We start from the raw sequence: 26,417 nt of genomic DNA, 5'->3' as shown, positions 1-26,417 counted from the left end.
TGCATTCGGATTTATGAAAGGGGATTTGCGTTTGGCGAAGTATCAAGAGTTAGTGGAACAGCTTAAAAGGCAGATAAAATCGGGGATATGGCATCCGGGTGACAAGCTGCCTTCGCTGCGTCGCCAATCTGAACACTCGGGTTTGAGCTTGATGACGGTGTTGCACGCGTATCAAATTCTGGAATCTCAAGGCTGGGTAACGTCACAGCCGCGCTCTGGTTATCGAGTCGCTCCCAATATTAAGAGTTCAAATGAATCCCAAGCGCCAGCAGCGGTTTCGTGGACAGAGCAGGTAGACATCAATGAATTTATCTTTGATGTTCTGCAGGCGAGTAAAAATCCATCCATGATCAATTTTGGCTTTGCCTATCCAGATCCAAGTTTGTACCCACGTTATCACGTGAATCGGGCGATGAGCGCAGCCGCTCGCAATATGCCGATTTCCACCACCTTTGATAACTTACCTCCGGGAAACGAACAATTACGCACCATCATCGCGAAGCGTTATGCTGCGAAAGGCATTGAAATTTCACCCGATGAAATTGTCATTACGGCAGGCGCGCTGGAGGCGTTAACGCTCAGTTTGCAAGCTTGTACAAGACCGGGAGATTGGGTGGTTGTGGAGTCGCCTGCCTTCTATGGCGCATTGCAATCCTTAGAGCGGTTAGGTTTGAAAGCGCTCTCAGTAAGAACAGACCCAGTCACGGGTATTGACCTAGATTCATTGGAACGAGCGCTGCAAACACACGATGTGAAAGCGTGCTGGCTTATGTCGAACTTCCAGAATCCTCTGGGTTTTACGCTCTCCAACGAGAAAAAACAAAAGCTGATTGAACTGACACAGCGATATAACGTGCCAGTAATTGAAGATGATGTGTACAGCGAACTGCATGCCGAGAATGACTCGGTTTACCCACTAAGAATGTTTGATGACACGGGCAATACCATGTTGTGCTCCTCGTTTTCAAAATCATTAATCGCAGGGCTACGTATTGGTTGGGTTGCGGCAGGAAAGCGGGCGCTAGAGGTACAAAAGTTACAGCTAATGAGTACATTAGCGACGAGTGCACCAGTGCAAATGACATTGGTGCACTATTTAACAAGCCGCAATTATGAATCGCATTTGAAGCAGTTACGGAAAAAGCTGTTTGAACGTAAAAGTAAGATGACGGATCTGCTTAATGAGCTGTTACCTGAAGAAGTCAAAGTGTTAAGCCAAAGCGGCGGGTACTTTATTTGGTTAGAGCTTCCCAAGCATATCGACGCCTTGCAGATATATCGAGAAGCGCTAAAAGATAATATCAGCATCGCACCGGGAAAGATGTTCAGCCTGACAGAACAATACGATCACTGTATTCGTCTTAACGCTTCTTTTGAGCTTAATGACAAATACGTCTATGCTCTCAATTTGCTTGCCAACATTATTCGCGATCATTTGGCAAAATAGCGACTTTCTTCAGTTTTTTGGTTTAATGGAGCGCGCCGGATTTCCAGCAACTCGATCGCCCGGCGCAACGTCTTTGGTTATCACAGAGCCAGCGCCGACGACGGCCTCATCGCCAATGGTCACGCCTGGCAGTATGATAGCGCCCCCACCAATCCAAACGCTATTGCCGATTTTTACCGGTTTGGCGATCTCATCTCCGGCTAAGCGTCTTTGTGTATCGAGTGAATGAGCGGCTGTGTAAATTTGCACTCTAGGCCCAATCATGACGTTCGCGCCAATCTCAACCTGCCCATTGTCCAGAATAATGACATCCCAGTTGATGTAGGTGTTTTCCCCGATGGACAAGTGGCAACCGTAGGTAAGTTGAAGCGGTGGCTCTATACAGGCGCTGTTTTCTAATTGGACGCCCATTTCCGCCAATAGTTGTCTACGGATACCTGGGTTTGGCTCGTGGTTAAATTGGAAGACAAGCTGCGCGGTTTTGGCGCGCATTAGCTTTAGTTCTTCATCCAGGCAATTATAGGTTTCTCCAGAGCGCATCCGAGTCAGTTCTGACATAACAATCATTCCATTAATGGTTTGCAGTTGAGGCCACAATGATAAGTGAGTGTTTCAGTCAATAGGAGATTTTTATTATGAAATCAGACGTTTATCACTGATTTATATTCAATAGGTTAGTTTTGAGTAAGCACTCGTTAAGAGTCATTCAAATAGAGGAGTGAAGTGAATTGGGTGAGTTACTTTTAGCAGGGGAGGAAAGTATAGATTGGATGTTGCTTTCCTCTCCACAGCTTGGTTTGGAGCATTTATTGGCTGTCCCACATCACTTCGCATTCTTCTTTAATAGCCGATTTTAAAAGCTCAATAAGTGGAAATGCTCTGCGTCCTAAACTGACCGTTTGCTCCTCTTGCTCCTCATCTTCTTCCATTGCTTGACTGTTGTTCTTCTCTATCGCTTCTTGTGCTGCGAGAGCGGAGGTCAATCTAGATAGAGCATCAGGGATGTCTTGAGCGGAAATTGACCCTGGTACTGAGCCACTGTGCCCCATCATTTTGATCATCTTTATCGCAATATCGCCAAACATAGTGACGTTCGAGTGGCTATGGCAACGAAATGTAATAAGCATTTACCTGCTCCTGTTGTAGGTGTTCATTTGAGTATAAATGGTATCTGAGACACGAGGCAATTTAATCCGATAATTCGCAATCTTTCAGATAGCTATCTATCTTTAACGAAAGACAAACATAAGGAGATGATTTTGTTGAACTCCCAATTAAAGACGTTGATTTGGCGGCTTCACAAGCGAATATTTACGTTGCTTATGGTGTTATGCATATGGTCACCTTCTGTCGTTGCTCAACCTTCCATTGTTTTTGGTGTCGTACCGCAACAGTCGGCGACCAAACTAGTGCAACAATGGCAGCCATTACTGCAACGCTGGGGAGATCTTGCTGGCGTTGAGATTAAGTTTGCCACGGCACGTGATATTCCCACATTCGAAGCTCGCTTGATGGCTGGAGCCTACGACATTGCATACATGAACCCATATCACTTTACGTTGGTGAATCAAAACCCAGGTTATACGGCTTTAGCAAGAGCGAAAAATAAGCGCATCACAGGCATTATTGTAGCAAGGCGAGGGAAGTCGGTTTCCCTTGATGAGCTGCAAGAAAAGACCATCGCTTTTCCTGCCCCACGAGCATTTGCTGCTTCTATCATCACACAATCAGAGTTGGCGCAGAAAGGCATCAAGTTTACGCCTAAATATGTTGGTTCGCACGACTCAGTCTATTTGGGGGTACTTAAAGGTTTGTACATTGCTGGTGGTGGCGTGAAGCGTACCTTTGAGAGCTTACCGAGTGAAATAAAAGACCAACTTAGCATCATTTATACAACTGCTGGTTATACGCCTCATGCTATTGCGGTTTCAAATAATGTCGATGAAGAGATTACTCTTGCCCTACGAAACGCAATTTCGCAACTTAATGATGATCCAAAAGCACAGGAGAGTTTTACTTTACTCAACATTGACGGGTTACAGCTTGCACAAGACCAAGATTGGCAAGATGTTGTTCAATTGGGAATCTCAAGATAAATGGTTGTCCTATGACGCTGCGTTCGAAAACGATACTTGGCATTGCTCTTATTGAGGCCCTTGCGCTCGGTGTACTCATCATTAGTGGGCTTAATTGGTTGGAAAGTTCCAACGAGACTAGCCTCGAGGTTGGGAGCCAACACTTGGTGAGTGTATTTGCTCAGGCGTCGAGAGATGCGGTGATTGCGACGGACTTAGCCTATCTAGACAGTTTTGCTCGCTCTGTCGTGAGTGAGCGCGAGCTGGCTTATATTCGTATTGTTAATCAAGATGGCGTCGAGCTGACGCTACAGGGGGATTACAGCGGTGTTGATACTGGTGTGAGACCGTTTGATGTGACCGATGGAGTTTACGATGTTGCGCAAGAGATTACTCTTGGAGAGCAGACTTTCGGTAAGGTTGAAATGGGTGTGAATGTTGAACATGTACATCAAGTTCTTTCATTTGCGACTCATGCAAGTTTGGTTATCGCCTTTATTGAAATGTCGCTGGTGGCCATGTTTTCGTATGCTCTCGGTAGCTATTTGATGAAGCGGCTTGATCTTCTTCGTACTGGGGTAATCAAGGTTTCACAGCAAGGTCCGGGTTCGCAAATTTCGATTTCAGGCAATGACGAAGTTACACGTGTTGGCGAAGCGTTTAACCAAATGTCACGCTCTTTAGCGCAAGCGCAAACTAAACTTCAGCAAGAGCATCAAACCCAGCAACAGTTATCGGCCAAAATATCGCAGCTTGCTGAGGTTGCTGAACATGCGCGTGATACCATCATCATTACTCACCCTGACGGCACTATTGCATGGGTAAACCCTGCGTTTGAACAGCTAACCGAATATACGTTGGAAGAAGTTATTGGCAAATCGCCGGGCGAGTTACTCCAAGGGCCAGACACAGACCCAAATACGGTGGCATTGCTCTCAAAAAGTGTCCGTAAGCACTCTCCTATTAGGGTTGAAATACTCAACTATACCAAGTCGAAGCACCCGTATTGGGTCGAGTTGGAGCTATCTCCTGTGTTTGATGAAGATGGCGGGCTGTTACGTTTTATTGCGGTAGAGCGTGACATCACCGACAGGCGCAGGATGGAGAGGCGTCTGTCGTCTGCTTTAGATAAATCGAAAAAGGCGATGCAAGCCAAATCGGAATTTTTGGCGAACATGAGCCATGAGATTCGTACCCCAATGAACGCGATCATGGGGATCAGCGAGATATTGCTTGAGAACGAAAACCGTCGAGAGCCAAGGGAGTTATTACTCTTGCTGCACAAATCTGCCAACAACCTTGTGACCATCATTAATGACATCCTCGACTACAGCAAAGTAGAAGCGGGCAAGTTGACGTTAGTTGAAGAGGAGTTTGACTTGCGTTCACTCGTCGAGAGCTGCACCGCTTTGTGTGCCTATCAGGCGGATAAAAAGAACCTCAAGTTGTTGGTTGATATGTCATTGTCTATGAATACGGTCGTGGTCGGCGACAAAGGTCGGATTAATCAAATCTTGCTTAACTTGATCGGTAATGCGGTGAAATTCACGGATGAAGGCCATGTGCTACTCAAAGTCAGAGAAAGTGAGCACGGTTTTGATTTTTCCGTGAGTGATACGGGCATTGGTATTCCCGAAGATCGATTGGCTCATATTATGGATAAGTTTGAGCAGGTCGATACCTCCGCGACAAGACGCCATGAAGGTACAGGCTTGGGGTTGGCAATCTCAAAACGTTTGATCAGCATGTACAACGGCGAGCTTTGTGTGCATTCGGATTTTGGCAAAGGGTCGTGTTTTAGCTTTAGTTTGCAGTTGCCTAAGCAAAGTCAGCTTCTTTCCGAACCGATAGAGCTGAGAGCAAATCGACTATTGTTGATTGATGATTATCAACCGCGCGTGCAACACTTGATACATTTAGCTCAAGAGATTGGCATTGAAGTTACTCATGCCAACGATTGGTCAACTGCGCAGTCTTTGGGTAAAAAATTGGATGGTTTTGATCGTATCCTCGCGAGTGTAAACAATGCTCAAGATAGAGATGCGCTCTATGAACTTGATGCGACAGAATCCGCCGCCAAACGGGTAATGTTTCTTGCACCTTGCGTGATGGAGGAGGGGCATGCTTGGTCGTGCGAGCGGGATCGTTTATTGCCGCAACCGGTCACGCAGCATAAACTGCAAGCTCTGTTTTCTACTAAGACACAAAAGCGTCGAGAACTTTCCTCAGATGAGAACCCTGACTTTTCTAGCCTGCACCTATTAGTCGCAGAAGACAGCCATATCAATCGAATATTGATTGAAAAAATGTTGCAAGACACAGGTGTTAAACTGACGTTGGCGGAAGATGGTGTTGAAGCTGTTGAACTTTATAAACAGATTTCTCCGGACTTGGTGATTACCGATATTTCTATGCCAAACAAAGATGGTTTTGGCGTGACAAAAGACATTCGTGAGTTACAGGAAAGTGGTGCGTTTCCTTGGTGTCCAATCGTCGCGTTTTCTGCACATGCGATGCAAGAGCAGCAACAAAAAAGTATCGCATTAGGTATGGATGATTACCTGACAAAACCAGTTCAGAAAAGTGATTTGCTTAATATGATCGCGAAGTGGGGGGGCCACATCCTTGCAGAGGAAAAGCACGCTTCTGTTTAGTGTTTCGGTTAGATTAAATCGGCTCAAAGAAAACGAGCATGTTATTAAACATGCTCGTTTGTAGTTGTTTATCGCGGGTTGAGCAATTTACAAGCTGTTTGGGTCACCCAAAGCGAGTGCTACTTTGGAAGACGGACCTTTACCTAATGCATGGCAAATTTGCCAACCCGCTTCATTGATGATGTTGAGATCAATCCCCGTTTCAATCCCAAGTTGCTCACAAAGATAAAGCACATCTTCCGTTGCAACATTGCCACTGGCACCTTTCGCGTAAGGGCAGCCGCCCAAACCAGCAACCGCACTATCAATGGTGTTGATTCCCATTAACAAGGCTTGGTAAATATTGGCCAAAGCTTGTCCGTACGTGTCGTGGAAGTGCACGGCTAACGCATCTTTGGGTAGCTGTGTTAGCAGAGAGTCCAGCATGGCGATAACGCGATTAGGCGTTGCTTTGCCGACCGTGTCACCGAGCGAAACTTCATAACATCCCATATCAAACAACGTATTGGCGACCGCGGTGGTTTGCTCTGGCTTGATTACTCCCTCGTATGGGCAAACCATGGTGCAAGACAAATACCCGCGCACAGGTATGTTGTGCTGCTTTGCGAGCTCGATAACGGGCTCAAAGCGAGAGAGGCTTTCGGCAATACTGCAGTTGATATTCTTTTGGCTGAACGCTTCCGAAGCGGAGCCAAATACCGCAATTTGCTTTACACCACTTTCCAGCGCACGCTCTAATCCTGCGAGATTTGGTGTGAGCGCGCTGTAAACCACGTCAGGCTTTTGCGTGATACCAGCAAACACCTGATCGGAATCGGCCATTTGTGGTACCCACTTTGGAGAGACAAAAGAGCCTGCTTCAATGTGCTTTAAGCCACTGTTGCTCAGCAGATTAATCAAACGGATTTTATCAACCAGCGTCACTGACGTTTCATTTTGCAGGCCGTCGCGAGCACCAACTTCGACGATATTAACCTTCGCTGGTAGCATACTCACGCTCCTTATCGACAGAGACATTTTCGGGTATCGAAGCTAAATGCAGCAGTATCGAACCATGCTGTACTTGGTCTCCATGCTGATAAAAAATCTCATCAACAGTTGCAGCTACCGGAGCTGTGATGGTGTACTCCATCTTCATCGCTTCGAGCACTAACAGCGGATCGCCAGCCGCTACTTCGTCTCCCTTATTCACCATGACCGCCGAGATCACACCGTTCAGTGGCGCGGTTGGGCTAAGTTCATCGTCTTGACCTTTTGCGGATTCAAAACTTGGTTGGTGAGCAACGGTACGTTGCTGACCAAGATAAAACAGCGTCGTCTTTTGCTCGTCGTTGAGCGCATTAAAGGTGTAACGCACACTATCGATATCGACGATAAACTGGCTCTCACTTTCAAGCAGGATGACTTGATGCAACTCCTCGCCGCATCGGACAGTGAAGTGAGATCCTGTATCTTGCGATGATTGTTGCAAACGTACCTGATGGTTGGCATTGGCATCCGTGAAGTTAAATCGATAAACGTTGGCAACCGACAGTCTAAAACCCTGTTTGGTTGGCGCGGGTAACGTTGAGCTGCCTGATTTAGCAGTGAGAGCATTCCAGCGAGCAACCGCTGCCAACGTTAGCCAGATAGAATCCGACACATTTTGTTGCGCGCTGATGCCTTGCTGGTGTGTGACAAGGAAACCAGTATCGAGCTCAATGTTGGCAAAGGCTGGCTGCGAAATAATGCTGTGCAGATAACCGATGTTTGTCGTCACTCCACGTACATGATACTGAGTTAACGCCTGTTGAAGCTGTTTGAGGGCGATGTCACGAGTTTGACCCCAGACGATCAGTTTGCTGATCATCGGATCGTAGTATTCGCTAATGGTATCGCCTTGGGTAACACCACTATCAACGCGCACAAACGCTAAGCGCACATCCTTGTCTGATAATGGTTCTTTTAAGTAATCAATGCGGCCCGTCGACGGCATAAAGTCGTTGTCTGCATCTTCGGCGTAAATTCGTAGCTCGATTGAATGACCGTTGTGGGTGATTTCAGATTGCGAGATCGGTAAATGCTCACCTACTGCGACTTTTAATTGCCATTCAACCAAATCAACGCCGGTGATCAATTCAGTGACAGGGTGTTCAACTTGCAGACGGGTATTCATCTCCATAAAGTAGAACTCACCGCGGCTATCGAGCAAGAATTCAACCGTACCAGCGCCAACGTAGTCTATTGCTTGCGCGGCCTGAACCGCGGCTTCACCCATTTGTTTACGCAGTTCATCACTAAGACCGGGTGCAGGTGCTTCTTCGACTACTTTTTGGTGACGACGCTGAATGGAACAGTCGCGGTCAGACAGGTAAACACAGTTGCCATGCTGGTCAGCAAACACCTGAACTTCAACATGGCGAGGCTGCAATATGCATTTTTCGACAAGAAGCTGCTTGTCGCCAAAGCTTGAAAGTGCTTCACGCTGCGCACCGTCGATGGCCAACGGCATTTCGGCTGCGCTATTGACCACTCGCATGCCTTTGCCGCCGCCACCTTGGGTTGCTTTAAGCATCACTGGATAGCCAATTTTCTCCGCTTCCGCTAATAAATGCTCAACGCTATTGTCCGTGCCGTGATAGCCGGGAACCAAGGGCACGTTCGCCTCAGACATGATGGCTTTGGCTTGCGACTTCGAACCCATTGCTTCAATTGCGCTGGTGGAAGGGCCAATAAAAACAATGCCATTTTCGCTGCACGCTTTCGCCAGTTTCGGGTTCTCGGAAAGAAAACCATACCCAGGGTGGATAGCATCGGCTTGCCATTTTTTCGCAGCGCCGATAATTGCATCGATATCGAGATACGATTCACTCGCAGGAGCGGGGCCAATGAATTCAGCGAAATCCGCTTGTTTAACATGTAAGCTGCTGCGATCCGCTTCGGAATAGACGGCTACCGTCTCGATAGCCATGCTTTTTGCGGTTTTAATGATTCGGCAGGCAATTTCACCGCGGTTTGCGATCAGTATTCTTTTAAACATGATTCCTCCAATTGGCGGCGCGCTTTTCAAAAAATGCAGCTAGTCCTTCTTGTCCTTCGCTGGACACGCGGGCGGTTGCTATGGCTTGGCTAGTGTATTCAATTAATGAGTGATCGATAGGTTGGTTATCACAACGTAAGCAGAGTTCTTTTGCTGCCTGCATGGCTTGTGGACCGTTGTTGAGCAGGTTATCAATGGTGCGATTGACGGCTTCACGTGGTTGAGAGTCGATCTGATGAAGAATATTCATCGATAGCGCGGTTTCGGCATCAATCAGCTCCGCGGTTAAAAAGTAGCGTCGGCTTTTTCGTTGTCCAATCGCTCGGATTACGTAAGGTCCGATGGTGGCGGGTAATAAACCGAGCTTTACTTCACTCAAACAGAAGCGACTTTCAGGTGTACCGATAGCTATATCGCAGCAGCAGATAAGCCCCAGTGCACCACCAAATGCAGCGCCATGCACCATAGCAATGGTTGGTTTGCTAAAGGTATCCAGCGTATGCAAAAGTTTTGCTAGTTGCTGTGCATCTTGAAGGTTTTCACTCTCGGTTTTGGCGGCCATTGACTGCATCCAGCCGAGATCCGCACCCGCAGAAAAGTGTTTTCCCTGTGCAGTTAACACCAGTGCACGGAGAGAATCGTCCTTTTCGAGCTGTTCTAGTGTCTCAATTAGTGAGGCAATCAATACGTCATTAAACGCGTTGTGTTTTTCTGGCCGATTCAGGCTCAACCAGGCAACGCCATTGCTGTCTTTTTCAAGCAGTAGTCCGGTCATGTGACTTCCTTTGTCTGACATTTCAGTCTGATATTCCAATACTCGCTAACCAGTACTCGGATAAACATCGGTGGATAGCGAGGAGTTAAGGCTTGCCTTGCATCTGACTACATACGGAAGATGCCAAATTTGCTGTCTGGTATCGGCGCATTAAGCGCAGCAGACAGAGCAATGCCGACAACATCGCGAGTTTTAGCGGGATCAATAATGCCGTCGTCCCACAAACGGGCACTTGCGTAATACGCATGGCTTTGGACTTGATATTGCTCCGCAATTGGACGTTTGAACGCTTCTTCTTCCTCTACGCTCCAGCTTTCACCTTTGCGCGTTTTGATATCGCGGGTCACTTGCGCCATCACGCCAGCCGCTTGCTCTCCACCCATTACGGAGATGCGTGCGTTTGGCCACATCCACATCATGGTTGGGTCATAAGCTCGGCCACACATACCGTAGTTACCTGCGCCATACGAGCCACCAATAACAACGGTAAACTTCGGCACGTCTGCACACGCAACAGCGGTTACCATTTTCGCGCCATGTTTGGCGATGCCTTCGGCTTCGTACTTCTGACCGACCATAAAGCCAGTGATGTTCTGCAAGAAAAGCAGAGGAATTTTGCGCTGTGCGCACAGCTCAATAAAATGCGCCCCTTTTTGTGCGGATTCTGAAAATAGAATGCCGTTGTTAGCGACAATGCCAATCGGCATACCGTGAATATGGGCAAAGCCACAGACTAAGGTTTCACCAAATAGCGCTTTAAATTCATCGAACTGCGAATCATCAACAATTCGGGCAATCACTTCTTTTACATCAAACGGCTTTTTAAGATCGGTTCCGACGATGCCGTAAAGCTCCTGCGCAGAGAAACGCGGTTCTTGTGGCGCTTTTTGCTTGAGTTGAACGGGTTTCAAGTGGTTGATTTGGGAGACAGCTTGTCTTGCCAGTTCTAACGCGTGGTGATCATTTTCTGCATAATAGTCGGCTACGCCAGACGTTCGGCAGTGAACGTCTGCGCCACCAAGATCTTCCGCGCTGACTTCTTCGCCTGTTGCTGCTTTTACCAGAGGAGGGCCAGCTAAGAAGATCGTACCTTGCTCTTTTACGATGATGGAAACATCACACATGGCAGGAACGTAAGCACCGCCAGCGGTACATAGCCCCATGACCACCGCAATTTGCGGGATACCCTTGGCTGACATTCGGGCTTGGTTGTAGAAAATGCGGCCAAAATGGTCTTTGTCTGGGAAGACCTCATCTTGGCGGGGGAGGTTAGCGCCGCCAGAGTCGACTAAGTAAACACAAGGCAACTGACACTTCTCTGCGATTTCCTGTGCGCGTAAGTGCTTTTTCACCGTGAGCGGGTAGTAACTGCCGCCTTTTACCGTCACGTCGTTGGCAACGATCATACACTCGGTGCCATCAATTACACCCACACCCGCGACCACACCAGCACATGGAACGTAATCAGGATACACATCCCAGCCAGCAAACTGACCAATTTCTAGAAAGGACGAACCAGGGTCGAGTAGGGCAAGAATGCGCTCACGTACCGGAAGTTTGCCTTTCTTCTGTTGATGTTCTCTAGCTTTCTCACCGCCACCATCTTCTATTTGGGCAGTCACGGTATAAAGTTGATCTACAAGCGACGCCATAGAGCGGTAGTTTTCCTGATACTGCTCTGAATGGGTATTAATTTTGGTCGTCAAACAAGCCATAAATAGCCGATCTCCATTCGGTAGACGGGTGACACCACCCGTCTTTATCTATGTTGAATAAGATTTAGGTTGAATAAGGAAGTTATTTAGAGTCAGAGCGCCTAGGTATGATGATTAGGCGCTTTCGTTAAACAATTCGCGACCAATAAGCATGCGGCGAATTTCTGAAGTGCCCGCACCAATTTCATACAGCTTGGCATCACGCAACAAACGACCAGTATCAAACTCGTTGATGTAGCCGTTACCGCCAAGTAGTTGAATCGCATCCAGTGCCATCTTGGTTGCCAGCTCTGCGCTGTAGAGGATCGCGCCAGCAGAATCTTTACGGGTGGTTTCACCGCGATCACAAGCGGCAGCGACGGCGTAAACATACGCTTTAGCGGCATTCATTTGTGTGTACATATCCGCAATTTTTGCTTGAACTAGCTGGAATTCACCGATGGATTTGCCAAACTGTTTACGGTCGTGAATGTAAGGCACAACGATATCCATACACGCCTGCATAATGCCAAGCGGGCCACCGGCAAGCACCACGCGTTCGTAGTCCAAACCGCTCATCAACACTTTCACGCCTTGGTTTTCTTTGCCGAGAATATTGTCCGCAGGGACTTCGCAGTTTTGGAAGACCAGCTCACACGTATTCGAGCCGCGCATGCCCAACTTGTCGAGTTTTTGTGCTTGAGTAAATCCAGGGAATCCGCGTTCTACGATAAAGGCCGTGATGCCTTTGGAGTGCTGGCTTGGGTCGGTTTTGGCGTAGACAACATAGGTGTGCGCATCTGGGCCGTTGGTGATCCACATTTTGTTGCCGTTTAGCAGGAATATATCGCCTTTACGTTCCGCTTTAAGCTGCATAGAGACCACATCTGAGCCTGCACCGGGTTCACTCATGGCAAGGGCACCGATATGTTCACCGGAGATGAGTTTTGGTAGGTATTTTTCTTTTTGTGCTTGTGTGCCGTTGCGGTGGATTTGGTTGACACAAAGATTGGAGTGAGCGCCGTAACTTAACGCAACCGAAGCGGATGCTCGACTGATTTCTTCCATAGCGATAACGTGGGCGAGATAACCCATGTTCGCACCACCAAACTCTTCGCTGGTGGTCACACCTAAAAGACCCATGTCACCCAGTTTGGACCAAAGATGGTTTGGAAAGTCGTTAGATTGGTCGATAGATTGCGCTAGCGGCGCAATTTCTCTTGCAGCAAAACTATTGATTTGCTCGCGAAGCAAATCGGTATTTTCGTCATAAACAAAGTTCAGGGAAGAGTAGGTAGATTTCATTGCGTGTCCTTGCCTTTACGTCACCTACATCCCAGAGTTGAGGTGTTAGGTGACTTTTTCGCCTTTCATGGATCTCAGTGTGTTTTGGCATCGCAACTGCGCAGCATTTAACTCCATCATTACCGCTTGAATGTCGTTTGCTTGCTGTTGCAATGCTGCCTTCTTCTCTTCGATCAACCGAATCATATAGTTCAACTGCTCAGTACTTTGATCGGTATCGTAGAGTTCAAATAACTCTTTGATATCTGCAAGAGAAAAGCCCAATCGCTTACCTCGCAAAATCAGTTTTAGTCGAATTCGATCGCGACCATTGTAGATTCGTGTGTTGCCTTTACGTTCCGGAGTTAGGAGACCTAAATCTTCGTAGAAGCGAATACTTCGGGTAGTAATGTCGAACTCTTTCGCGAGCTCGCTGATCTTAAATGTGTTCATTCCTTAACCTTACGACTTTCGTATAACATTCATACGAATATACAATTCGTTAACGTTAAAGTAAATAAACAACATCCACTCTTGAGCCTTGATATCACTCGCATTTACTCGAAATCAAAGAATCACTCGAACAAACAATAACCTCAAACTTGACGTTAACGTAAATGTTAGTATAGTTATGACGTAAACGTCAATAAAAGGTTAATGGAATGAAAAATGAAACATGGATTGTTGCCGCCAAGCGAACGCCTATCGGCTCTTTTCAAGGTGCATTAGCTTCAACAGATGTCACGGAACTCGGTGCGAAAGCCATTCAAGGGGCGCTAGCCGAAAGCCAACTCGATGTGCACAAAATAGACGAAGTGTTGATGGGATGCGTTTTACCCGCCGGTGTGGGGCAAGCGCCTGCAAGACAAGCAAGTATTAAAGCTGAAATGCCACAATCGATTGGTTGTACGACACTGAACAAAGTTTGTGGATCGGGTATGAAAACCGTCATGCTGGCATATGACCTTATTCAATCTGGCAATGCGCATGCTGTCATCGCTGGTGGCATGGAAAACATGTCGTCTTCTCCTTATCTATTAAAGAAAGCGCGTGATGGTTTCCGTTTAGGTCACGAGCAAGTGCTTGATCACATGTTTTATGACGGGTTGCAGGATGCCTACCAAGGCGAGCTGATGGGTGTCTTTGCAGAACAGACGGCGCAAAAGTATCAGTTTAATCGTGAAAGCATGGATTCTTGGGCGCAGCAATCGGTGACTCGTGCGCAGCAAGCAATTGAGCAAGGTTTGTTCAAAGAAGAGATCGTGCCTGTTAACGTGAAAAGTCGACGCGGCGACATCTTAGTTGCCGACGATGAGCAACCGAGCAAACTCGACGTTGCCAAAATTCCAACTTTGCGCCCTGCGTTTGCTAAAGATGGTGGCGTAACAGCGGCAAACTCAAGCTCTATTTCAGATGGCGCGTCGGCAATGGTATTGGTCGATAGCGAGTTTGGTCGTCAGGAAAACCTTCAACCTCTAGCCAAAATTGTCGCGTACAGCACGCATGCAAGACAGCCTGATGAGTTCACCATCGCCCCCGTCTTCGCAATTGAAACGCTGTTGGAAAAAACGGGCTGGGACAAATCAGACGTGGACCTTTGGGAAATCAATGAAGCCTTTGCTGTTGTCACTCAATACGCGGTGAAGACACTCGAACTGGACGCGAGCAAAGTGAACTCTCGCGGCGGTGCATGTGCATTAGGCCACCCAATTGGTGCAAGTGGCAACCGAATCCTCGTTACTTTGATTCACGCTCTTAAACAAACAGGCGGTAAACGTGGCGTTGCATCGCTTTGTATTGGTGGCGGCGAGGCAACCGCCATCGCGATTGAAATCTGCTAATTCATTCTCAACAAAGTTTCACTTACATAACAGTAGTCAGTAACAAGCTGAAAAATACAAGGATGTCATCATGACAGAACAAGTAAAGCAGTATATCGGTGGTGAATTTGCCATCTCCGACTCAAAACAATGGCTAGATGTAACTAACCCGGCAACCAACGAAGTGATTGCGCAAGTGCCTTGTGCCACGGAATCAGAAATGAATGCGGCGATTGCTAGCGCAACGGAAACGTTCAAGCGTTGGAAAGAAGTTGCCGCTCCGGAGCGTGCGAGATTGATGCTGCGCTACCAACACTTGCTAAAAGAGCAACACGATGAGTTGGCGATACTGCTTTCAAGTGAGACAGGCAAAACCCTAGCGGATGCAAAAGGTGATGTTTGGCGCGGAATTGAGGTTGTTGAACAAGCAGCGAATATTTGTAGCTCAATGATGGGCGAAACGGTTGAAAACGTCGCGACCAATATTGATGGTTACTCTTACATTCAACCGCTCGGTGTTTGTGCTGGCATCACACCGTTTAACTTCCCTGCGATGATTCCACTGTGGATGTTCCCAATGGCGATCGCTTGCGGCAACACCTTTATTTTGAAGCCGTCAGAGCAAGTGCCGCTTACCGCAATGAAATTGGCAGAGCTGTTTGAACAAGCAGGCGCACCAAAAGGTGTTTTGCAAATTGTCCACGGCACCAAAGAGCAAGTCGACCGCATTCTGACTGATCCAGTCGTTCGTGCGATCTCTTTTGTTGGCTCTGTGCCAGTTGGTGAGTACATCTACAAAACGGGTACGGACAACTTAAAACGCGTTCAATCCTTTGCGGGTGCGAAGAACCACATGGTCATCATGCCAGATGCAAACAAACAGCAAGTGATTAATAACTTGGTTGGCGCGTCCGTCGGTGCCGCAGGTCAGCGTTGTATGGCGATTTCGGTTGCGGTGTTTGTCGGCGAAACTAAAGAATGGATTCCAGAGCTTAAAGAGGCGTTAGCTCAGGTTCAGCCAGGCGCGTGGGACGATGAAACCGCAGGTTATGGCCCACTGATTAGCCCGCAAGCGAAGCAGCGCGTGGTGAATCTGATTAATGAAGGCAAAGCGTCAGGCGCGAACTGTGTTCTGGATGGAACAGATTGCCAAGTACCTGGCTTCCCGAACGGTAACTGGGTGGGACCAACACTGTTTACCGACGTGACCACTGACATGTCGATTTATCAGGAAGAGATTTTTGGCCCAGTTCTGCTGACAATGGAAGTCGACAATTTAAATGAGGCAATTGAGCTGGTCAACGCGAATCGTTTTGGTAACGGTACGTCCATTTTCACAGCAAACGGCGCAGCCGCGAGAAAGTATCAACACAATATTGAAGTGGGTAACGTAGGTATTAACGTGCCGATTCCGGTGCCATTGCCATTCTTCTCATTCACGGGTTGGAAAGGCAGCTTCTACGGCGATCTGCATGCTTACGGCAAACAAGCGGTTCGCTTCTACACCGAAACGAAAACCGTCACCGCGCGTTGGTTTGAAGATGACATTCCAAGCGGCCCAAACATGACCATTCAATTGAGCTAGTCACAGAAGTAGCGATACCTCTAGCCAAGCCTTCAGTTTGGATGGGCTTGGCTCAGTCAAATGCAATGAATTAGACCTTAGGACTTCAAGATGGATTTTGAATTAAACGAAGATCAACTCGCGTTTGCCGAAGTAGCAAAGCAGTTTGCAGACCAAATGTTAGCGCCGCATGCGGCCGAGTGGGATGAAAACCATCACTTCCCTAAAGATGTACTGCGTCAAGCAGGTGAACTTGGCTTTCTGAGCATCTATACGCCGCCAGAGCATGGTGGTTTGGGATTGTCTCGTTTGGATGCGGCGATCATTTTCGAGCAGTTGGCTATGGGTTGTACCGCGACTACTGCGTTTATGACCATTCACAACATGGCGACGTGGATGATTACCAGCTTTGCCAAAGCGGAAGTGGCGCAACAATTTAGCGCGGATCTAATTTCGGGTGAAAAGCTCGCTTCCTACTGTTTAACCGAACCTAATGCCGGCTCTGATGCCGCTTCACTGACGACCAGTGCAGTGCGTGACGGCGATGAGTTTGTCCTGAATGGCGCAAAAGTGTTTATCTCTGGCGCGGGTGATACAGAGGTTCTCGTCGTGATGGCGCGTTCGTGCGGTGAAGGAGCGGGAGGCGTTTCTGCGTTCGTCGTTCCTGCTGACATCGAAGGCATTAGCTACGGTAAAAAAGAAGCGAAAATGGGTTGGAACTGCCAGCCAACGCGCATGATCACCTTCGAAAATGTCCGCATTCCTGCCGACTACCTGTTGGGTAAAGAGGGCGAAGGTTTTAAGTTCGCTATGCTTGGTCTGGATGGTGGTCGAATCAACATCGCTACTTGTTCCGTCGGCACGGCACAACAGGCACTGAACGAAGCCAAGCAGTACATGACTGAGCGTAAACAGTTCGGCCGTTCACTGGCGCAATTTCAAGCCCTGCAATTCAAATTGGCCGATATGGCGACGGAGCTGGTTGCTGCGCGTCAAATGGTGCGACTCGCTGCCGCCAAACTCGATGCTCAACACGCAGAAAAAAGTGCGTACTGTGCCATGGCAAAACGCTTTGCTACTGATGTGGGCTTTAAAGTCTGCGATCAGGCGCTGCAAATTCACGGTGGCTATGGCTACATCAAAGAATATCCAGTCGAGCGCCATTTCCGAGACGTTCGTGTTCACCAAATCCTTGAAGGTACCAACGAAATCATGCGTCTGATCGTCGCAAGACGATTACTAACGGAAGGCGTTGAGCTGCTTTAGTCAGCGAGACACAGCCTTACCTAAAGAAATGAAAAAGGACTGAAAGATTATGACGGCACAAATCAAATTAGAGCGCGAAGCGCATATTGCCAAGCTCACGATTAGTAATCCGCCAGCGAACACTTGGACGCTTGAGTCTTTGAATCAGCTAAAAGAGTTGGCGATTGAACTTAGCAATGATCGCTCTATTTATGCGTTGGTTTTAACAGGCGAAGGCGAGAAGTTCTTCTCTGCTGGAGCAGATCTTAATAACTTTGCATCGGGTGATAAATCACAAGCAGCAGACATGGCGTTCGCATTTGGTGAAGCGTTTGAAGCGCTTTCTGCATTCGATGGGGTTTCTATCGCAGCGATTAATGGCTATGCGATGGGCGGCGGTCTGGAAGTGGCGATGGCGTGTGACATTCGTATCGCAGAAGAACAAGTACAAATGGCACTTCCTGAAGCATCGGTAGGTTTGTTGCCGTGTGCGGGTGGTACACAAAACCTGACCGCGTTGGTAGGTGAAGGTTGGGCGAAGCGTATGATTCTATGTGGCGAACGAGTGACGGCCGAGCGAGCGGAAAAAATTGGTTTAGTCGAAGAGGTGGTGGCGAAAGGTCAAGCACTCGAAGCGGCTATGGAACTAGCGCAGCGTGTTGCAGGTCAATCACCGAAATCTGTGTCAGCGTGCAAAACGCTCATTCAAGGTCGACGCAGCCAAACTCACGTGGCTGGATTGGTTTTGGAGCGTGAACTGTTTTTACAGCTGTTCAATACACAAGATCAGACTGAGGGTGTGAACGCCTTCTTGCAAAAGCGCAAGCCACAATGGACAAACAGCTAGTGGAGGCCAAATGACAGGTACAGTAAATGTTTCAAAACTTGAGTGCGCTGATGGTTCTGTTATTGGTGTGCTGGAACTTGATAATCCAGCTGCTCTCAACGCGTTGAGTTACGTGATGATTGAGAAGTTGTACAAACAGCTTAATGAATGGCAAACGGATGACAGCATCGTCGCGGTATTCTTGCATGCTCAAGGTGAAAAAGCGTTTTGTGCTGGTGGTGACATTCAAGCGATTTACCGTGCACTTGAAAACAAAGAGCAAGACTTTGATTCTGCGTTTTCAGCGATGGAAACCTTCTTTGACCTCGAATATCGCTGTGATCATCTTATTCACACTTATCCAAAACCGATCATCGCGTGGGGGCATGGTTATCTGATGGGCGGCGGTGTGGGCTTATTTATGGGCGCAAGTCATCGCGTAGCAGAAACCACCACACGCTTTGCGATGCCAGAGATTAAAATCGGCCTTTACCCAGACGTAGGCGCGACGTACTTCCTAAATCAGTTGCCAAAACACTTGGCACTTTTTCTGAGTTTGACGGCTTGCCAAATCAACGCGACAGACATGAAAGCGTTGGGATTAAGCCAATGGATTGCAAAGCCAGGAAGCAAACAAGCACTGTTGGATCTGCTCGCATCGGTAAGTTGGAAAGGTGAAGTGAACATCAACGAAAAAATCGCCACTACGCTACGTTCGGTACAAGTGGACGAGCCAAGCGAAGGGATGTTGATGCCATATGCGGGATTGATTGAGCAGCTTTGTTCGGGTGATTTAGATTCGATTGTTCGCGCAATCAGCAGTGCCGACGTTGATGATAAGTGGTTCATCAATGCGCAAAAAGCATTGAATTATGGCAGTCCGTTGTCGCTCAATATCACTTATCAGCAGCTAACGCAGTATCAAAACCTCTCTTTGAAAGCGTGTTTTGATATGGAATTTAATCTGACGTTACGTTGCGGCTTAGAAGGTGATTTTAGAGAAGGGGTTCGTGCGCTGATTATCGATAAAACCAATCAACCGACTTGGCAACATCGCACGGTTTCTGACGTAACGCCACAAGTTTTGGAACGCTTCTTCGCGCCAATTGATTCAGCAGAATACCCACTGACCGCATCCTCGGTTGCCACTGTGGCACTTTAGACAAGGAAGAAATACGACATGGATAAAATTGCATTTATTGGCCTTGGCAACATGGGCGCGCCTATGGCTAAGAACCTACTTACAGCGGGCTTGAACGTCGAAGTGTTTGATTTGAATCCAAACGCTGTGGCAGAACTTACCGCACTTGGTGCGTCGAGTGCAGATTCGGTAAAACAAGCCGTTCAAGGTGCGAGCGTGGTGGTCACCATGCTACCTGCTAGCCAACACGTTCAAAGTGTTTATCTTGGTCAAGACGGGATCTTAGATAGCGTAGATTCTGGAACGCTGCTAATCGACTCTTCGACCATTGATCCTGCAACAGCAAGAAGCGTTGGAGAAAAAGCCGCACAGCTTGGCATCAGCTTTGTTGATGCACCAGTCTCAGGTGGCGTTGCGGGCGCAGCGGCAGGTACGTTGACTTTCATTGTTGGCGGCTCACAAGAGAACTTTGTTCAAGCCAAGGTGGTGCTTAGCCACATGGGCAAAAACATTTTCCATGCAGGAGACGCCGGAGCCGGTCAGGTGGCGAAGATCTGCAATAACATGATGTTGGGCATTTTGATGAGCGGCACTTGTGAAGCACTCAATTTAGGCATGGAAAACGGACTCGATCCCAAAGTGCTGTCTGACATCATGCTGCAAAGTTCGGGTCGAAACTGGGCGCTAGAGCTTTACAACCCGTGCCCAGGTGTGATGGAAAACACGCCTGCAAGCAATGGTTATCAGGGCGGCTTTATGAGTCAGTTAATGGCGAAAGATCTCGGTCTTGCGATGGAAGCGGCGGTTGCTAGTCAAACATCAACACCAATGGGCAGCTTGGCTCGTAACCTGTTTAATTTTCACAACGGTCAGGGCAACGGACAAAAAGATTTTTCAAGCTTGTTTGAGTTCTACCAAAAGCAAAATCAGGCCTAAGGAGTGCTTATGGATCTAGCAAATAAGGTTATTGCGATCACGGGGGCCGGGCAGGGGCTTGGTAAACAAATGGCGCTGTCACTAGCGGAAAGCGGTGTTCACCTTGCGCTTATCGACCTCAATTCAGACCAACTGGCTGAAACGAAAGCGGAGTGTGAATCTTTCGGCGTCACCACTCGTTTTTATGTAGCGAACGTGACGGAAGAAAAAGAAGTGTGCGCTGCTTTTGGGCAAATTGAAGCGGATTTCAAACAGCTCAATGGCGTGATCAATAACGCAGGCATTATGCGTGATGGCATGTTCATCAAAGTTAAAGATGGTCAGGTTAACGCGATGTCGCTGGAACAATTTCAGTCTGTTATGGATGTGAATGTGACAGGCACTTTCCTGTGTGGCCGTGAAGCGAGCAAGGTAATGCTGAACACCGATAGCAAAGGGGTTCTGATCAACATATCCAGCGTTGCGCGTGCCGGGAATATTGGTCAAACCAACTATTCAGCATCTAAAGCGGCGGTAGCCACCATGGCAACGGTGTGGGCGAAAGAGTTAGGGCGTTTCGGAATTCGCTCAGTGGCGATTGCTCCGGGTGTCATCAAAACTGCCATGACAGACCAAATAAAACCTGAAGCGATGGAACGTTTAATCGGAATGATTCCGGTTGGACGTTTAGGTTTGGCGGATGAAATTTCATCGACCATAAAATACGTGTTAACCAACGAATTCGTGACCGGACGAGTGTTTGAAGTCGATGGCGGAATGCGAATGTAACCCCCTCTGCAACATAAAAAAAGGGGAGCGAGTTTGATTGTCCGCTTCCTTCCACTTTCTTCTTTCTTTTATTGCTTCTATCTGAAAAATGTATTGAATGCATGGTCGACTGCTATCTCATCGAACGGTATAAAAATTGATTCTATTTCTTATGTGAATGGTTAGTTCTATATTGCTTGTCATGTAAATGTATCAACTCACAACTAAGACGATCTTTTGTCTCACTAACGAGATCATTATTCTTGGTGTGTAAAAAACACTCTCATTGGTTGTATTGTGACCGAAAACTATTTCGGCATCTAAAGATGGTGATTTATTATTCAGCGCAAAATACATGGGAATATGAGGCTGACTGAATAACCTTCAGTTGTCTTAATAATAAATAATCAGAATTCTCAATTACACTGAAGTAACTACCCATTAGGGAAGAGCAATAATGTCACTATTTCATTCGCTTAGGACGATGCCGCTATTATTGGGGTGTCTGTGTTTTTCTGTTCAGGCCTCCACAGAAAAGGTGGAACAGGAAGGTAAGTTTTTACAGTCGTTAGAAGGCATCGAAAATCAAATTTACGCATTACCTCAGAGTTCTTTAGCTTTGATTGAAGCGTTAGAAGAAGAGTCTTTACTACAAAACCAACCAACAGCGCTGTTGGTGCGTTACTGGCTTGCCAAGGCCACGGTTTTAGAGCTGCTAGGGCGCGTAGAAGAGAGTCAGAGTGTCGTTCAAAAAGGATTGGAGCTTGTGCGTCCACAGAGCCATGAGTATCTCCTGTTTAAGTTGATTCAGATGCGAACTATGGTTGGAAAGAGCGATATCGATACCGCGCTTTCTGCGTTGGATAGCTTGTTGGAAACATCGCGTGAGAATGGTGATAAGCAACTTGAATCAGAAATCCTGTTGCTAAAAGGACGCTATTACGATGAGCAAGGTGAGTTTAAAAAATCCTATGCTGCACTTATGTCGTCCATGGATGCGGCTGAATCTTCAGGTGTTCACGGGCTGGTCGAACGTGCAGCACTAGAGCTAGGTGACGTACTTGTCAAAATTCAGGGTTACGACCGATCTGAGGCGCTTTTGGAACAAGCATATCGCTATTTTAGGGATAGGCGTATGTCGTTCAATGAGTTGTTGAGCGTTTTGACGATAGCGAAACTTCATAAAGCACAGTTCCAATACGAAGAGGCGATAGCGTCATATCAGCGAGCGTTAAAGCTGGCTCAAATTATCGGTGATGGACGCTTTAGATTTCGAGTTAACCTTGAACTTGCAGCTTTATATCGCGAGACGAATCAAGAAAAGAAGATGGTTAACCACTTGAAGCTGGCGGAGAATTTACAGTACAGAGAAACGTCTAGCGCGTATTTGGCAACATTTAAGTTGTTACAAGCCGAATATATGTTAGAGCAGCAGCAATTTGAAATACTTTTAGCGATGATCGCGCCAATGCTGCCGGAGATTATAGAGAGTCGATACGTCAAGCAACAGCAAATGGAGCTACTAAAAGTCGCCGCTATGGCCTATGCGGGGAGCAATGACTTTAAACTAGCATTCGAAACTTACGGTAACTATCACGATAAATTTATCCAATTTAGCAATCAAAGAGAAGTTGAAAATCTTGAGCGCCAGCAGACGTTATTTGAGTTGGAACGACTTGAATATGAGAACGAAGATCTCAACTGGAACAATGTGTTGCAGCGTATGGAGCTAGAAAATAACCGTCGTACTTTTTACTTATTGGGTGAAGCGCTACTTGCGCTCATCGGTGTTCTATTTTTGATGGCGGTAGTATTTCTCGTCGTCAATCGCTCGCGTTTGAGAATGCGTCGCCTCGCAAAGACAGACACATTGACAGGGTTGCTCAATCGCCGTTTTTTAGAGGACTGGTTCACTAAGCCAGTAGAAGTGAGGCGTGAGCGAAAAGAGAAACCGGTACCTCAATCTAAGCAAGAAAAGATACAACACTTTGTTTTTGAGCAAGTCGAGCAAGTTAAGTACGGTTATCTAGCTTTAAATAAATGGGTAGATAGCAAACTCGATAAACAGAAAATGGTGCCAAATAAACCACAATCGGGGCCAGTAACTTTAGCGTTAATCGATGTGGATTATTTCAAGCAGGTAAATGATACCTATGGGCATGTGTTTGGAGATACCGTACTAACGGGCGTTGCCAAAGTGTTGGAGGAAACTGTACGTGAGAACGACATTGTTGCTCGCTTTGGTGGTGAAGAGTTTGTTGTTGTTATGCCCAATACAGACCATAAAAACGCCCTTATTACTGCAGAACGTTTACGTAGCGCTTTATCCCTACATGGCTTTGTTACGGAGCAGAAAGAAGAAGTGAGAGTGACCTGTAGTTTTGGAGTCGTTACCACTGAAGATAATGAGATGAGTTTTAAATCACTTTGCGATCAGGCCGATAAATTGCTTTATCAAGCGAAAGCGAACGGACGCAACTGCGTGAAAGGTCGCTCGCTAGCGTAACAGAAATCAAAAGTTCAGGCTCATCGCACGATGAATCTGAACTTATCCCTCCCATTTACTTTGATAGCCAAGTGACTTTGAGATCCTTGTTTCGAATATAAAACGCTGAATCTAACATCTTAAAGTCACTTGGCGATATTACTTAAAAATGGCTTAAGGATATCGAATCGCATATTCATGGCGTTCAATATAACCTCTCTTTTTGCCTTCTTCACCTTCAAAGTGCGAATGCCACTTGTGTCTACAAAACTATAACAAACTAGTGTGTCTATTCTTTGTACAAATAAACCGTGTACAGGTGAAATGATTAGTGGTCGATATAAATTTTTTGTGGCACAGATTTTTGTTGTTCAAAAATCAACTCGCTCATCATCGTTTTAAAAATGGATAAATGGTTAAGTATTTGATTTTGTTTTACTTATTTGTTTGTTCTTAAACTAAAATCTAGTTATCCCGACAAGTTCTTGCTGAGCAATTTTTCGTACACCCTCAACTTTTCATCCTTTTTTACTAACATTTTTCTTTAAAAATAATTTGAGTTCGAATTAATTTTCAGGCATTTTATATTTAACTAACCGTTCAATTAAAAATAACAGGGACGCAAAATGCCAAAGGTGGGGATGCCTGAAATCAGAAAACCGCAGCTTGTGAAAGCGACAATGTCGGTGATTGATAGAGTCGGTTTACACGCGGCGAGTATTTCGTTAATCAGCAAAGAAGCCGGTGTATCAACGGGGATTATCAACCACTATTTCGGTGGTAAGCACGGATTGCTGGAGGAAACGATGCGCGAAATATTGCGTCAGCTTTCGTCCACTATCACACAGAAGTTACGTGAGCTGCCAAGTGATGCTCATCACCAAAGAATTAACGCCATCATTGACGGTAACTTTGTCGGCTATCAGGCAGAAAACCAAGTTGCTAAGACTTGGCTGGCGTTTTGGTCGTACTCAATGCATGACGAGCAGCTCAAGCGTTTACAGCGTGTCAACGAACGACGTCTATTGTCCCACCTAAGAAAAGAACTCAAAGCATTATTAAATGCAGAGCAGGCTGAATTGGTTGCTCATGGTATTGCATCACTTATTGATGGAATTTGGCTGCGCGGAACGCTCAACCCGCAAGGCATTGATGCAGAAAGAGCGAGAATCATCATCAACGATTATCTCGACAAACAACTTACGTTTTATTCTGAAAAAATATAAAAGTTACAGGTCTTCAAAATGGAAATGAAAGCACACTATATCAATGGTGCGATGTACGACGGGTGTTCAGATGAACACTTCACCACTTACAATCCGGCGAATGGTGAGCCATTGGCCAACATTAAACAAGCGAACCAAGACGATCTTCAAGCAGCGATTGAATCGGCAAAGAAAGGTTTTGCTGCATGGTCGGCGATGACTGCGATTGAGCGCAGCCGTATTTTACACAAAGCCGTTGCCATTTTACGTGAGCGTAATGACGAACTGGCTGCATTGGAAGTGGCAGATACTGGTAAGCCCATTCAAGAAGCTATCGCGGTTGATGTCACAACAGGTGCCGATGTTCTTGAGTACTATGCTGGCCTTGCTCCAAGTCTACAAGGTGAACAGCAGCCACTCAGCGACGATCAGTTTTTCTATACACGTCGTGAGCCATTGGGCATTTGCGCGGGTATTGGCGCTTGGAATTATCCAATTCAAATTGCGATGTGGAAATCGGCGCCAGCACTGGCTGCGGGCAACGCAATGATCTTCAAGCCATCAGAAGAAACACCATTAACGGCGCTTAAGCTCGCCGAAATTTATTCAGAAGCGGGCATGCCAGATGGCGTATTTAATGTCGTGCAAGGGGATTACCGAGTAGGACAGATGCTAACGGCGCATCCTGATATCGCAAAAGTGTCATTCACGGGTGAGTCAGGCACCGGTAAAGTCGTCATGAGTGACAGCGCTAAGACACTAAAACAAGTAACGATGGAGCTTGGTGGTAAGTCTCCACTGATTATTTTTGATGATGCGAAGTTAAACGATGCCGTTTCTGCGGCCATGGTGGCGAACTTCTACACCCAAGGTGAAGTTTGTACGCACGGTACACGCGTATTTGTCCATGAAGGTATTTATGACGACTTTATCGCACAACTTAAAGCCCGAACCGAGCTGTTAGTCGTCGGCGATCCGCTTGATGAGAACACGCAGATTGGCGCGCTAATCTCTAAAGATCATGAATCGAAAGTTCTAGGAGCGATTGAAGCCGCGAAAGCGAGTGGCGCGACGTTACTGACTGGCGGCTACAAAGTAACAGACAATGGCCTAGCTAATGGTAACTTTGTTGCTCCAACCGTATTTGTTGATTGCGATGATGATATGAGCCACGTTCAACAAGAAATCTTTGGCCCGGTAATGTCAGTTCTGAAATTCCGCGATGAGTCGGAAGTGATTGCGCGTGCAAATGGCACCGATTATGGCTTAGCGGCAGGTGTATTTACTCAAAACCTATCTCGTGCGCATCGTGTGATCCACCAAATTCAAGCGGGTATTTGTTGGGTTAACACATGGGGTGACTCACCTGCGGAAATGCCAGTTGGCGGCTACAAGCAATCAGGTGTTGGCCGTGAAAACGGAGTCGAAACCCTTAAACATTACACGCAAACGAAGAGTGTTCTGGTTCAGCTAAGCGACTTCGAAAGCCCTTACAAATGA

21 protein-coding genes are annotated in these 26,417 nt (G+C 46.9%); 13 read left to right on the top strand and 8 right to left on the bottom strand.

All coding sequences use genetic code 11. From position 1 onward, the window contains the following. The first annotated feature begins 13 nt into the window (after positions 1 to 13). Positions 14 to 1,447 carry a PLP-dependent aminotransferase family protein gene (locus ACHFJ9_RS02235; RefSeq protein ID WP_395355040.1) on the top strand — a complete coding sequence of 478 codons (1,434 nt, stop codon included), beginning with the start codon at positions 14 to 16 and terminating at the stop codon, positions 1,445 to 1,447. 9 nt (positions 1,448 to 1,456) lie between these two features. On the opposite strand, the gene ACHFJ9_RS02230 is transcribed toward ACHFJ9_RS02235, so the two are convergent. Both ACHFJ9_RS02230 and ACHFJ9_RS02225 read right to left on the bottom strand, forming a co-directional pair. Beyond that, complete coding sequence (locus tag ACHFJ9_RS02230) at positions 1,457 to 2,005, bottom strand: sugar O-acetyltransferase (RefSeq protein ID WP_395355038.1); 549 nt, start codon at positions 2,003 to 2,005, stop codon at positions 1,457 to 1,459. 248 nt (positions 2,006 to 2,253) lie between these two features. Further along, a complete protein-coding gene (locus ACHFJ9_RS02225) occupies positions 2,254 to 2,574 on the bottom strand; it encodes a DUF1840 domain-containing protein (RefSeq protein ID WP_005392576.1) in 321 nt (106 codons plus the stop codon). Positions 2,575 to 2,706: 132 nt separating this feature from the next. Between ACHFJ9_RS02225 and ACHFJ9_RS02220 the strand changes: the two genes are divergently transcribed. Next, complete coding sequence (locus ACHFJ9_RS02220; protein ID WP_395355035.1) at positions 2,707 to 3,543, top strand: phosphate/phosphite/phosphonate ABC transporter substrate-binding protein; 837 nt, start codon at positions 2,707 to 2,709, stop codon at positions 3,541 to 3,543. Positions 3,544 to 3,554: 11 nt separating this feature from the next. Then, positions 3,555 to 6,176, top strand: coding sequence for an ATP-binding protein (locus tag ACHFJ9_RS02215; RefSeq protein WP_395355033.1), 2,622 nt, complete (start codon positions 3,555 to 3,557; stop codon positions 6,174 to 6,176). An 87-nt stretch (positions 6,177 to 6,263) separates the two neighbouring features. Here ACHFJ9_RS02215 and ACHFJ9_RS02210 read toward each other — a convergent pair whose 3' ends face one another. The 6 genes from ACHFJ9_RS02210 to ACHFJ9_RS02185 all read right to left on the bottom strand — a co-directional run bounded on the left by ACHFJ9_RS02210 (position 6,264) and on the right by ACHFJ9_RS02185 (position 13,401). Continuing rightward, positions 6,264 to 7,166, bottom strand: a complete 903-nt coding sequence (locus ACHFJ9_RS02210) for a hydroxymethylglutaryl-CoA lyase (protein WP_395355032.1) — start codon at positions 7,164 to 7,166, stop codon at positions 6,264 to 6,266. After that, entirely contained in the window at positions 7,147 to 9,195 is a 2,049-nt protein-coding gene (locus ACHFJ9_RS02205) for an acetyl/propionyl/methylcrotonyl-CoA carboxylase subunit alpha (protein ID WP_395355030.1), read from the bottom strand. Before ACHFJ9_RS02205 ends, ACHFJ9_RS02210 begins: the two co-directional genes overlap by 20 nt. Beyond that, positions 9,188 to 9,970 (bottom strand): enoyl-CoA hydratase-related protein, encoded by a 783-nt coding sequence (locus ACHFJ9_RS02200; protein ID WP_395355028.1) that lies wholly within the window; start codon positions 9,968 to 9,970, stop codon positions 9,188 to 9,190. Before ACHFJ9_RS02200 ends, ACHFJ9_RS02205 begins: the two co-directional genes overlap by 8 nt. A gap of 107 nt (positions 9,971 to 10,077) precedes the next feature. Beyond that, entirely contained in the window at positions 10,078 to 11,685 is a 1,608-nt protein-coding gene (locus ACHFJ9_RS02195; RefSeq protein ID WP_258684115.1) for a carboxyl transferase domain-containing protein, read from the bottom strand. 114 nt (positions 11,686 to 11,799) lie between these two features. Then, a complete protein-coding gene (locus ACHFJ9_RS02190) occupies positions 11,800 to 12,969 on the bottom strand; it encodes an isovaleryl-CoA dehydrogenase (protein ID WP_074190552.1) in 1,170 nt (389 codons plus the stop codon). Positions 12,970 to 13,014: 45 nt separating this feature from the next. Then, entirely contained in the window at positions 13,015 to 13,401 is a 387-nt protein-coding gene (locus ACHFJ9_RS02185) for a MerR family transcriptional regulator (RefSeq protein ID WP_005373242.1), read from the bottom strand. Positions 13,402 to 13,610: 209 nt separating this feature from the next. Here ACHFJ9_RS02185 and ACHFJ9_RS02180 point away from each other — a divergent pair, with 209 nt between their 5' ends. The 10 genes from ACHFJ9_RS02180 to betB all read left to right on the top strand — a co-directional run bounded on the left by ACHFJ9_RS02180 (position 13,611) and on the right by betB (position 26,417). Further along, entirely contained in the window at positions 13,611 to 14,789 is a 1,179-nt protein-coding gene (locus ACHFJ9_RS02180; protein WP_395355025.1) for a thiolase family protein, read from the top strand. A 70-nt stretch (positions 14,790 to 14,859) separates the two neighbouring features. Further along, complete coding sequence (locus ACHFJ9_RS02175) at positions 14,860 to 16,353, top strand: CoA-acylating methylmalonate-semialdehyde dehydrogenase (protein ID WP_395355023.1); 1,494 nt, start codon at positions 14,860 to 14,862, stop codon at positions 16,351 to 16,353. A gap of 90 nt (positions 16,354 to 16,443) precedes the next feature. Then, the gene (locus tag ACHFJ9_RS02170; protein WP_395355021.1) at positions 16,444 to 17,598 is read left to right on the top strand and encodes an acyl-CoA dehydrogenase family protein; all 1,155 of its coding nucleotides are present in this window, start codon (positions 16,444 to 16,446) and stop codon (positions 17,596 to 17,598) included. Between the two features lie 49 nt (positions 17,599 to 17,647). Then, entirely contained in the window at positions 17,648 to 18,424 is a 777-nt protein-coding gene (locus tag ACHFJ9_RS02165) for an enoyl-CoA hydratase (protein WP_256952578.1), read from the top strand. 10 nt (positions 18,425 to 18,434) lie between these two features. Then, positions 18,435 to 19,565 (top strand): enoyl-CoA hydratase/isomerase family protein, encoded by a 1,131-nt coding sequence (locus ACHFJ9_RS02160; RefSeq protein WP_395355018.1) that lies wholly within the window; start codon positions 18,435 to 18,437, stop codon positions 19,563 to 19,565. An 18-nt stretch (positions 19,566 to 19,583) separates the two neighbouring features. Further along, positions 19,584 to 20,480 carry a 3-hydroxyisobutyrate dehydrogenase gene (gene mmsB / locus ACHFJ9_RS02155; RefSeq protein ID WP_256952576.1) on the top strand — a complete coding sequence of 299 codons (897 nt, stop codon included), beginning with the start codon at positions 19,584 to 19,586 and terminating at the stop codon, positions 20,478 to 20,480. A 9-nt stretch (positions 20,481 to 20,489) separates the two neighbouring features. Then, the gene (locus tag ACHFJ9_RS02150; RefSeq protein ID WP_395355016.1) at positions 20,490 to 21,248 is read left to right on the top strand and encodes an SDR family oxidoreductase; all 759 of its coding nucleotides are present in this window, start codon (positions 20,490 to 20,492) and stop codon (positions 21,246 to 21,248) included. Between the two features lie 463 nt (positions 21,249 to 21,711). Further along, a complete protein-coding gene (locus ACHFJ9_RS02145) occupies positions 21,712 to 23,733 on the top strand; it encodes a GGDEF domain-containing protein (protein WP_154204445.1) in 2,022 nt (673 codons plus the stop codon). 605 nt (positions 23,734 to 24,338) lie between these two features. Continuing rightward, a complete protein-coding gene (gene betI, locus ACHFJ9_RS02140; protein ID WP_005392557.1) occupies positions 24,339 to 24,938 on the top strand; it encodes a transcriptional regulator BetI in 600 nt (199 codons plus the stop codon). 18 nt (positions 24,939 to 24,956) lie between these two features. After that, the gene (gene betB / locus ACHFJ9_RS02135; RefSeq protein ID WP_025767886.1) at positions 24,957 to 26,417 is read left to right on the top strand and encodes a betaine-aldehyde dehydrogenase; all 1,461 of its coding nucleotides are present in this window, start codon (positions 24,957 to 24,959) and stop codon (positions 26,415 to 26,417) included.

Source organism: Vibrio sp. D3, from assembly GCF_043995865.1.
GTDB classification, from domain to species: Bacteria; Pseudomonadota; Gammaproteobacteria; order Enterobacterales; family Vibrionaceae; genus Vibrio; species Vibrio diabolicus.
This window is presented reverse-complemented; position numbering and strand designations above follow the sequence as displayed.

Excerpts from the sequence above, each read along its gene's own strand:
- ACHFJ9_RS02200 (WP_395355028.1), bottom strand. The coding sequence starts at position 9,970 with ATGACCGGACTACTGCTTGAAAAAGACAGCAATGGCGTTGCCTGGTTG.
- ACHFJ9_RS02145 (WP_154204445.1), top strand. The coding sequence starts at position 21,712 with ATGCCGCTATTATTGGGGTGTCTGTGTTTTTCTGTTCAGGCCTCCACA.
- ACHFJ9_RS02175 (WP_395355023.1), top strand. The coding sequence starts at position 14,860 with ATGACAGAACAAGTAAAGCAGTATATCGGTGGTGAATTTGCCATCTCC.
- ACHFJ9_RS02150 (WP_395355016.1), top strand. The coding sequence starts at position 20,490 with ATGGATCTAGCAAATAAGGTTATTGCGATCACGGGGGCCGGGCAGGGG.
- ACHFJ9_RS02185 (WP_005373242.1), bottom strand. The coding sequence starts at position 13,401 with ATGAACACATTTAAGATCAGCGAGCTCGCGAAAGAGTTCGACATTACT.
- ACHFJ9_RS02225 (WP_005392576.1), bottom strand. The coding sequence starts at position 2,574 with ATGCTTATTACATTTCGTTGCCATAGCCACTCGAACGTCACTATGTTT.
- ACHFJ9_RS02180 (WP_395355025.1), top strand. The coding sequence starts at position 13,611 with ATGAAAAATGAAACATGGATTGTTGCCGCCAAGCGAACGCCTATCGGC.
- ACHFJ9_RS02165 (WP_256952578.1), top strand. The coding sequence starts at position 17,648 with ATGACGGCACAAATCAAATTAGAGCGCGAAGCGCATATTGCCAAGCTC.
- ACHFJ9_RS02205 (WP_395355030.1), bottom strand. The coding sequence starts at position 9,195 with ATGTTTAAAAGAATACTGATCGCAAACCGCGGTGAAATTGCCTGCCGA.
- mmsB (WP_256952576.1), top strand. The coding sequence starts at position 19,584 with ATGGATAAAATTGCATTTATTGGCCTTGGCAACATGGGCGCGCCTATG.
- ACHFJ9_RS02160 (WP_395355018.1), top strand. The coding sequence starts at position 18,435 with ATGACAGGTACAGTAAATGTTTCAAAACTTGAGTGCGCTGATGGTTCT.
- ACHFJ9_RS02195 (WP_258684115.1), bottom strand. The coding sequence starts at position 11,685 with ATGGCTTGTTTGACGACCAAAATTAATACCCATTCAGAGCAGTATCAG.
- betB (WP_025767886.1), top strand. The coding sequence starts at position 24,957 with ATGGAAATGAAAGCACACTATATCAATGGTGCGATGTACGACGGGTGT.
- ACHFJ9_RS02190 (WP_074190552.1), bottom strand. The coding sequence starts at position 12,969 with ATGAAATCTACCTACTCTTCCCTGAACTTTGTTTATGACGAAAATACC.
- ACHFJ9_RS02210 (WP_395355032.1), bottom strand. The coding sequence starts at position 7,166 with ATGCTACCAGCGAAGGTTAATATCGTCGAAGTTGGTGCTCGCGACGGC.
- ACHFJ9_RS02170 (WP_395355021.1), top strand. The coding sequence starts at position 16,444 with ATGGATTTTGAATTAAACGAAGATCAACTCGCGTTTGCCGAAGTAGCA.
- ACHFJ9_RS02235 (WP_395355040.1), top strand. The coding sequence starts at position 14 with ATGAAAGGGGATTTGCGTTTGGCGAAGTATCAAGAGTTAGTGGAACAG.
- ACHFJ9_RS02215 (WP_395355033.1), top strand. The coding sequence starts at position 3,555 with ATGACGCTGCGTTCGAAAACGATACTTGGCATTGCTCTTATTGAGGCC.
- ACHFJ9_RS02230 (WP_395355038.1), bottom strand. The coding sequence starts at position 2,005 with ATGTCAGAACTGACTCGGATGCGCTCTGGAGAAACCTATAATTGCCTG.
- betI (WP_005392557.1), top strand. The coding sequence starts at position 24,339 with ATGCCAAAGGTGGGGATGCCTGAAATCAGAAAACCGCAGCTTGTGAAA.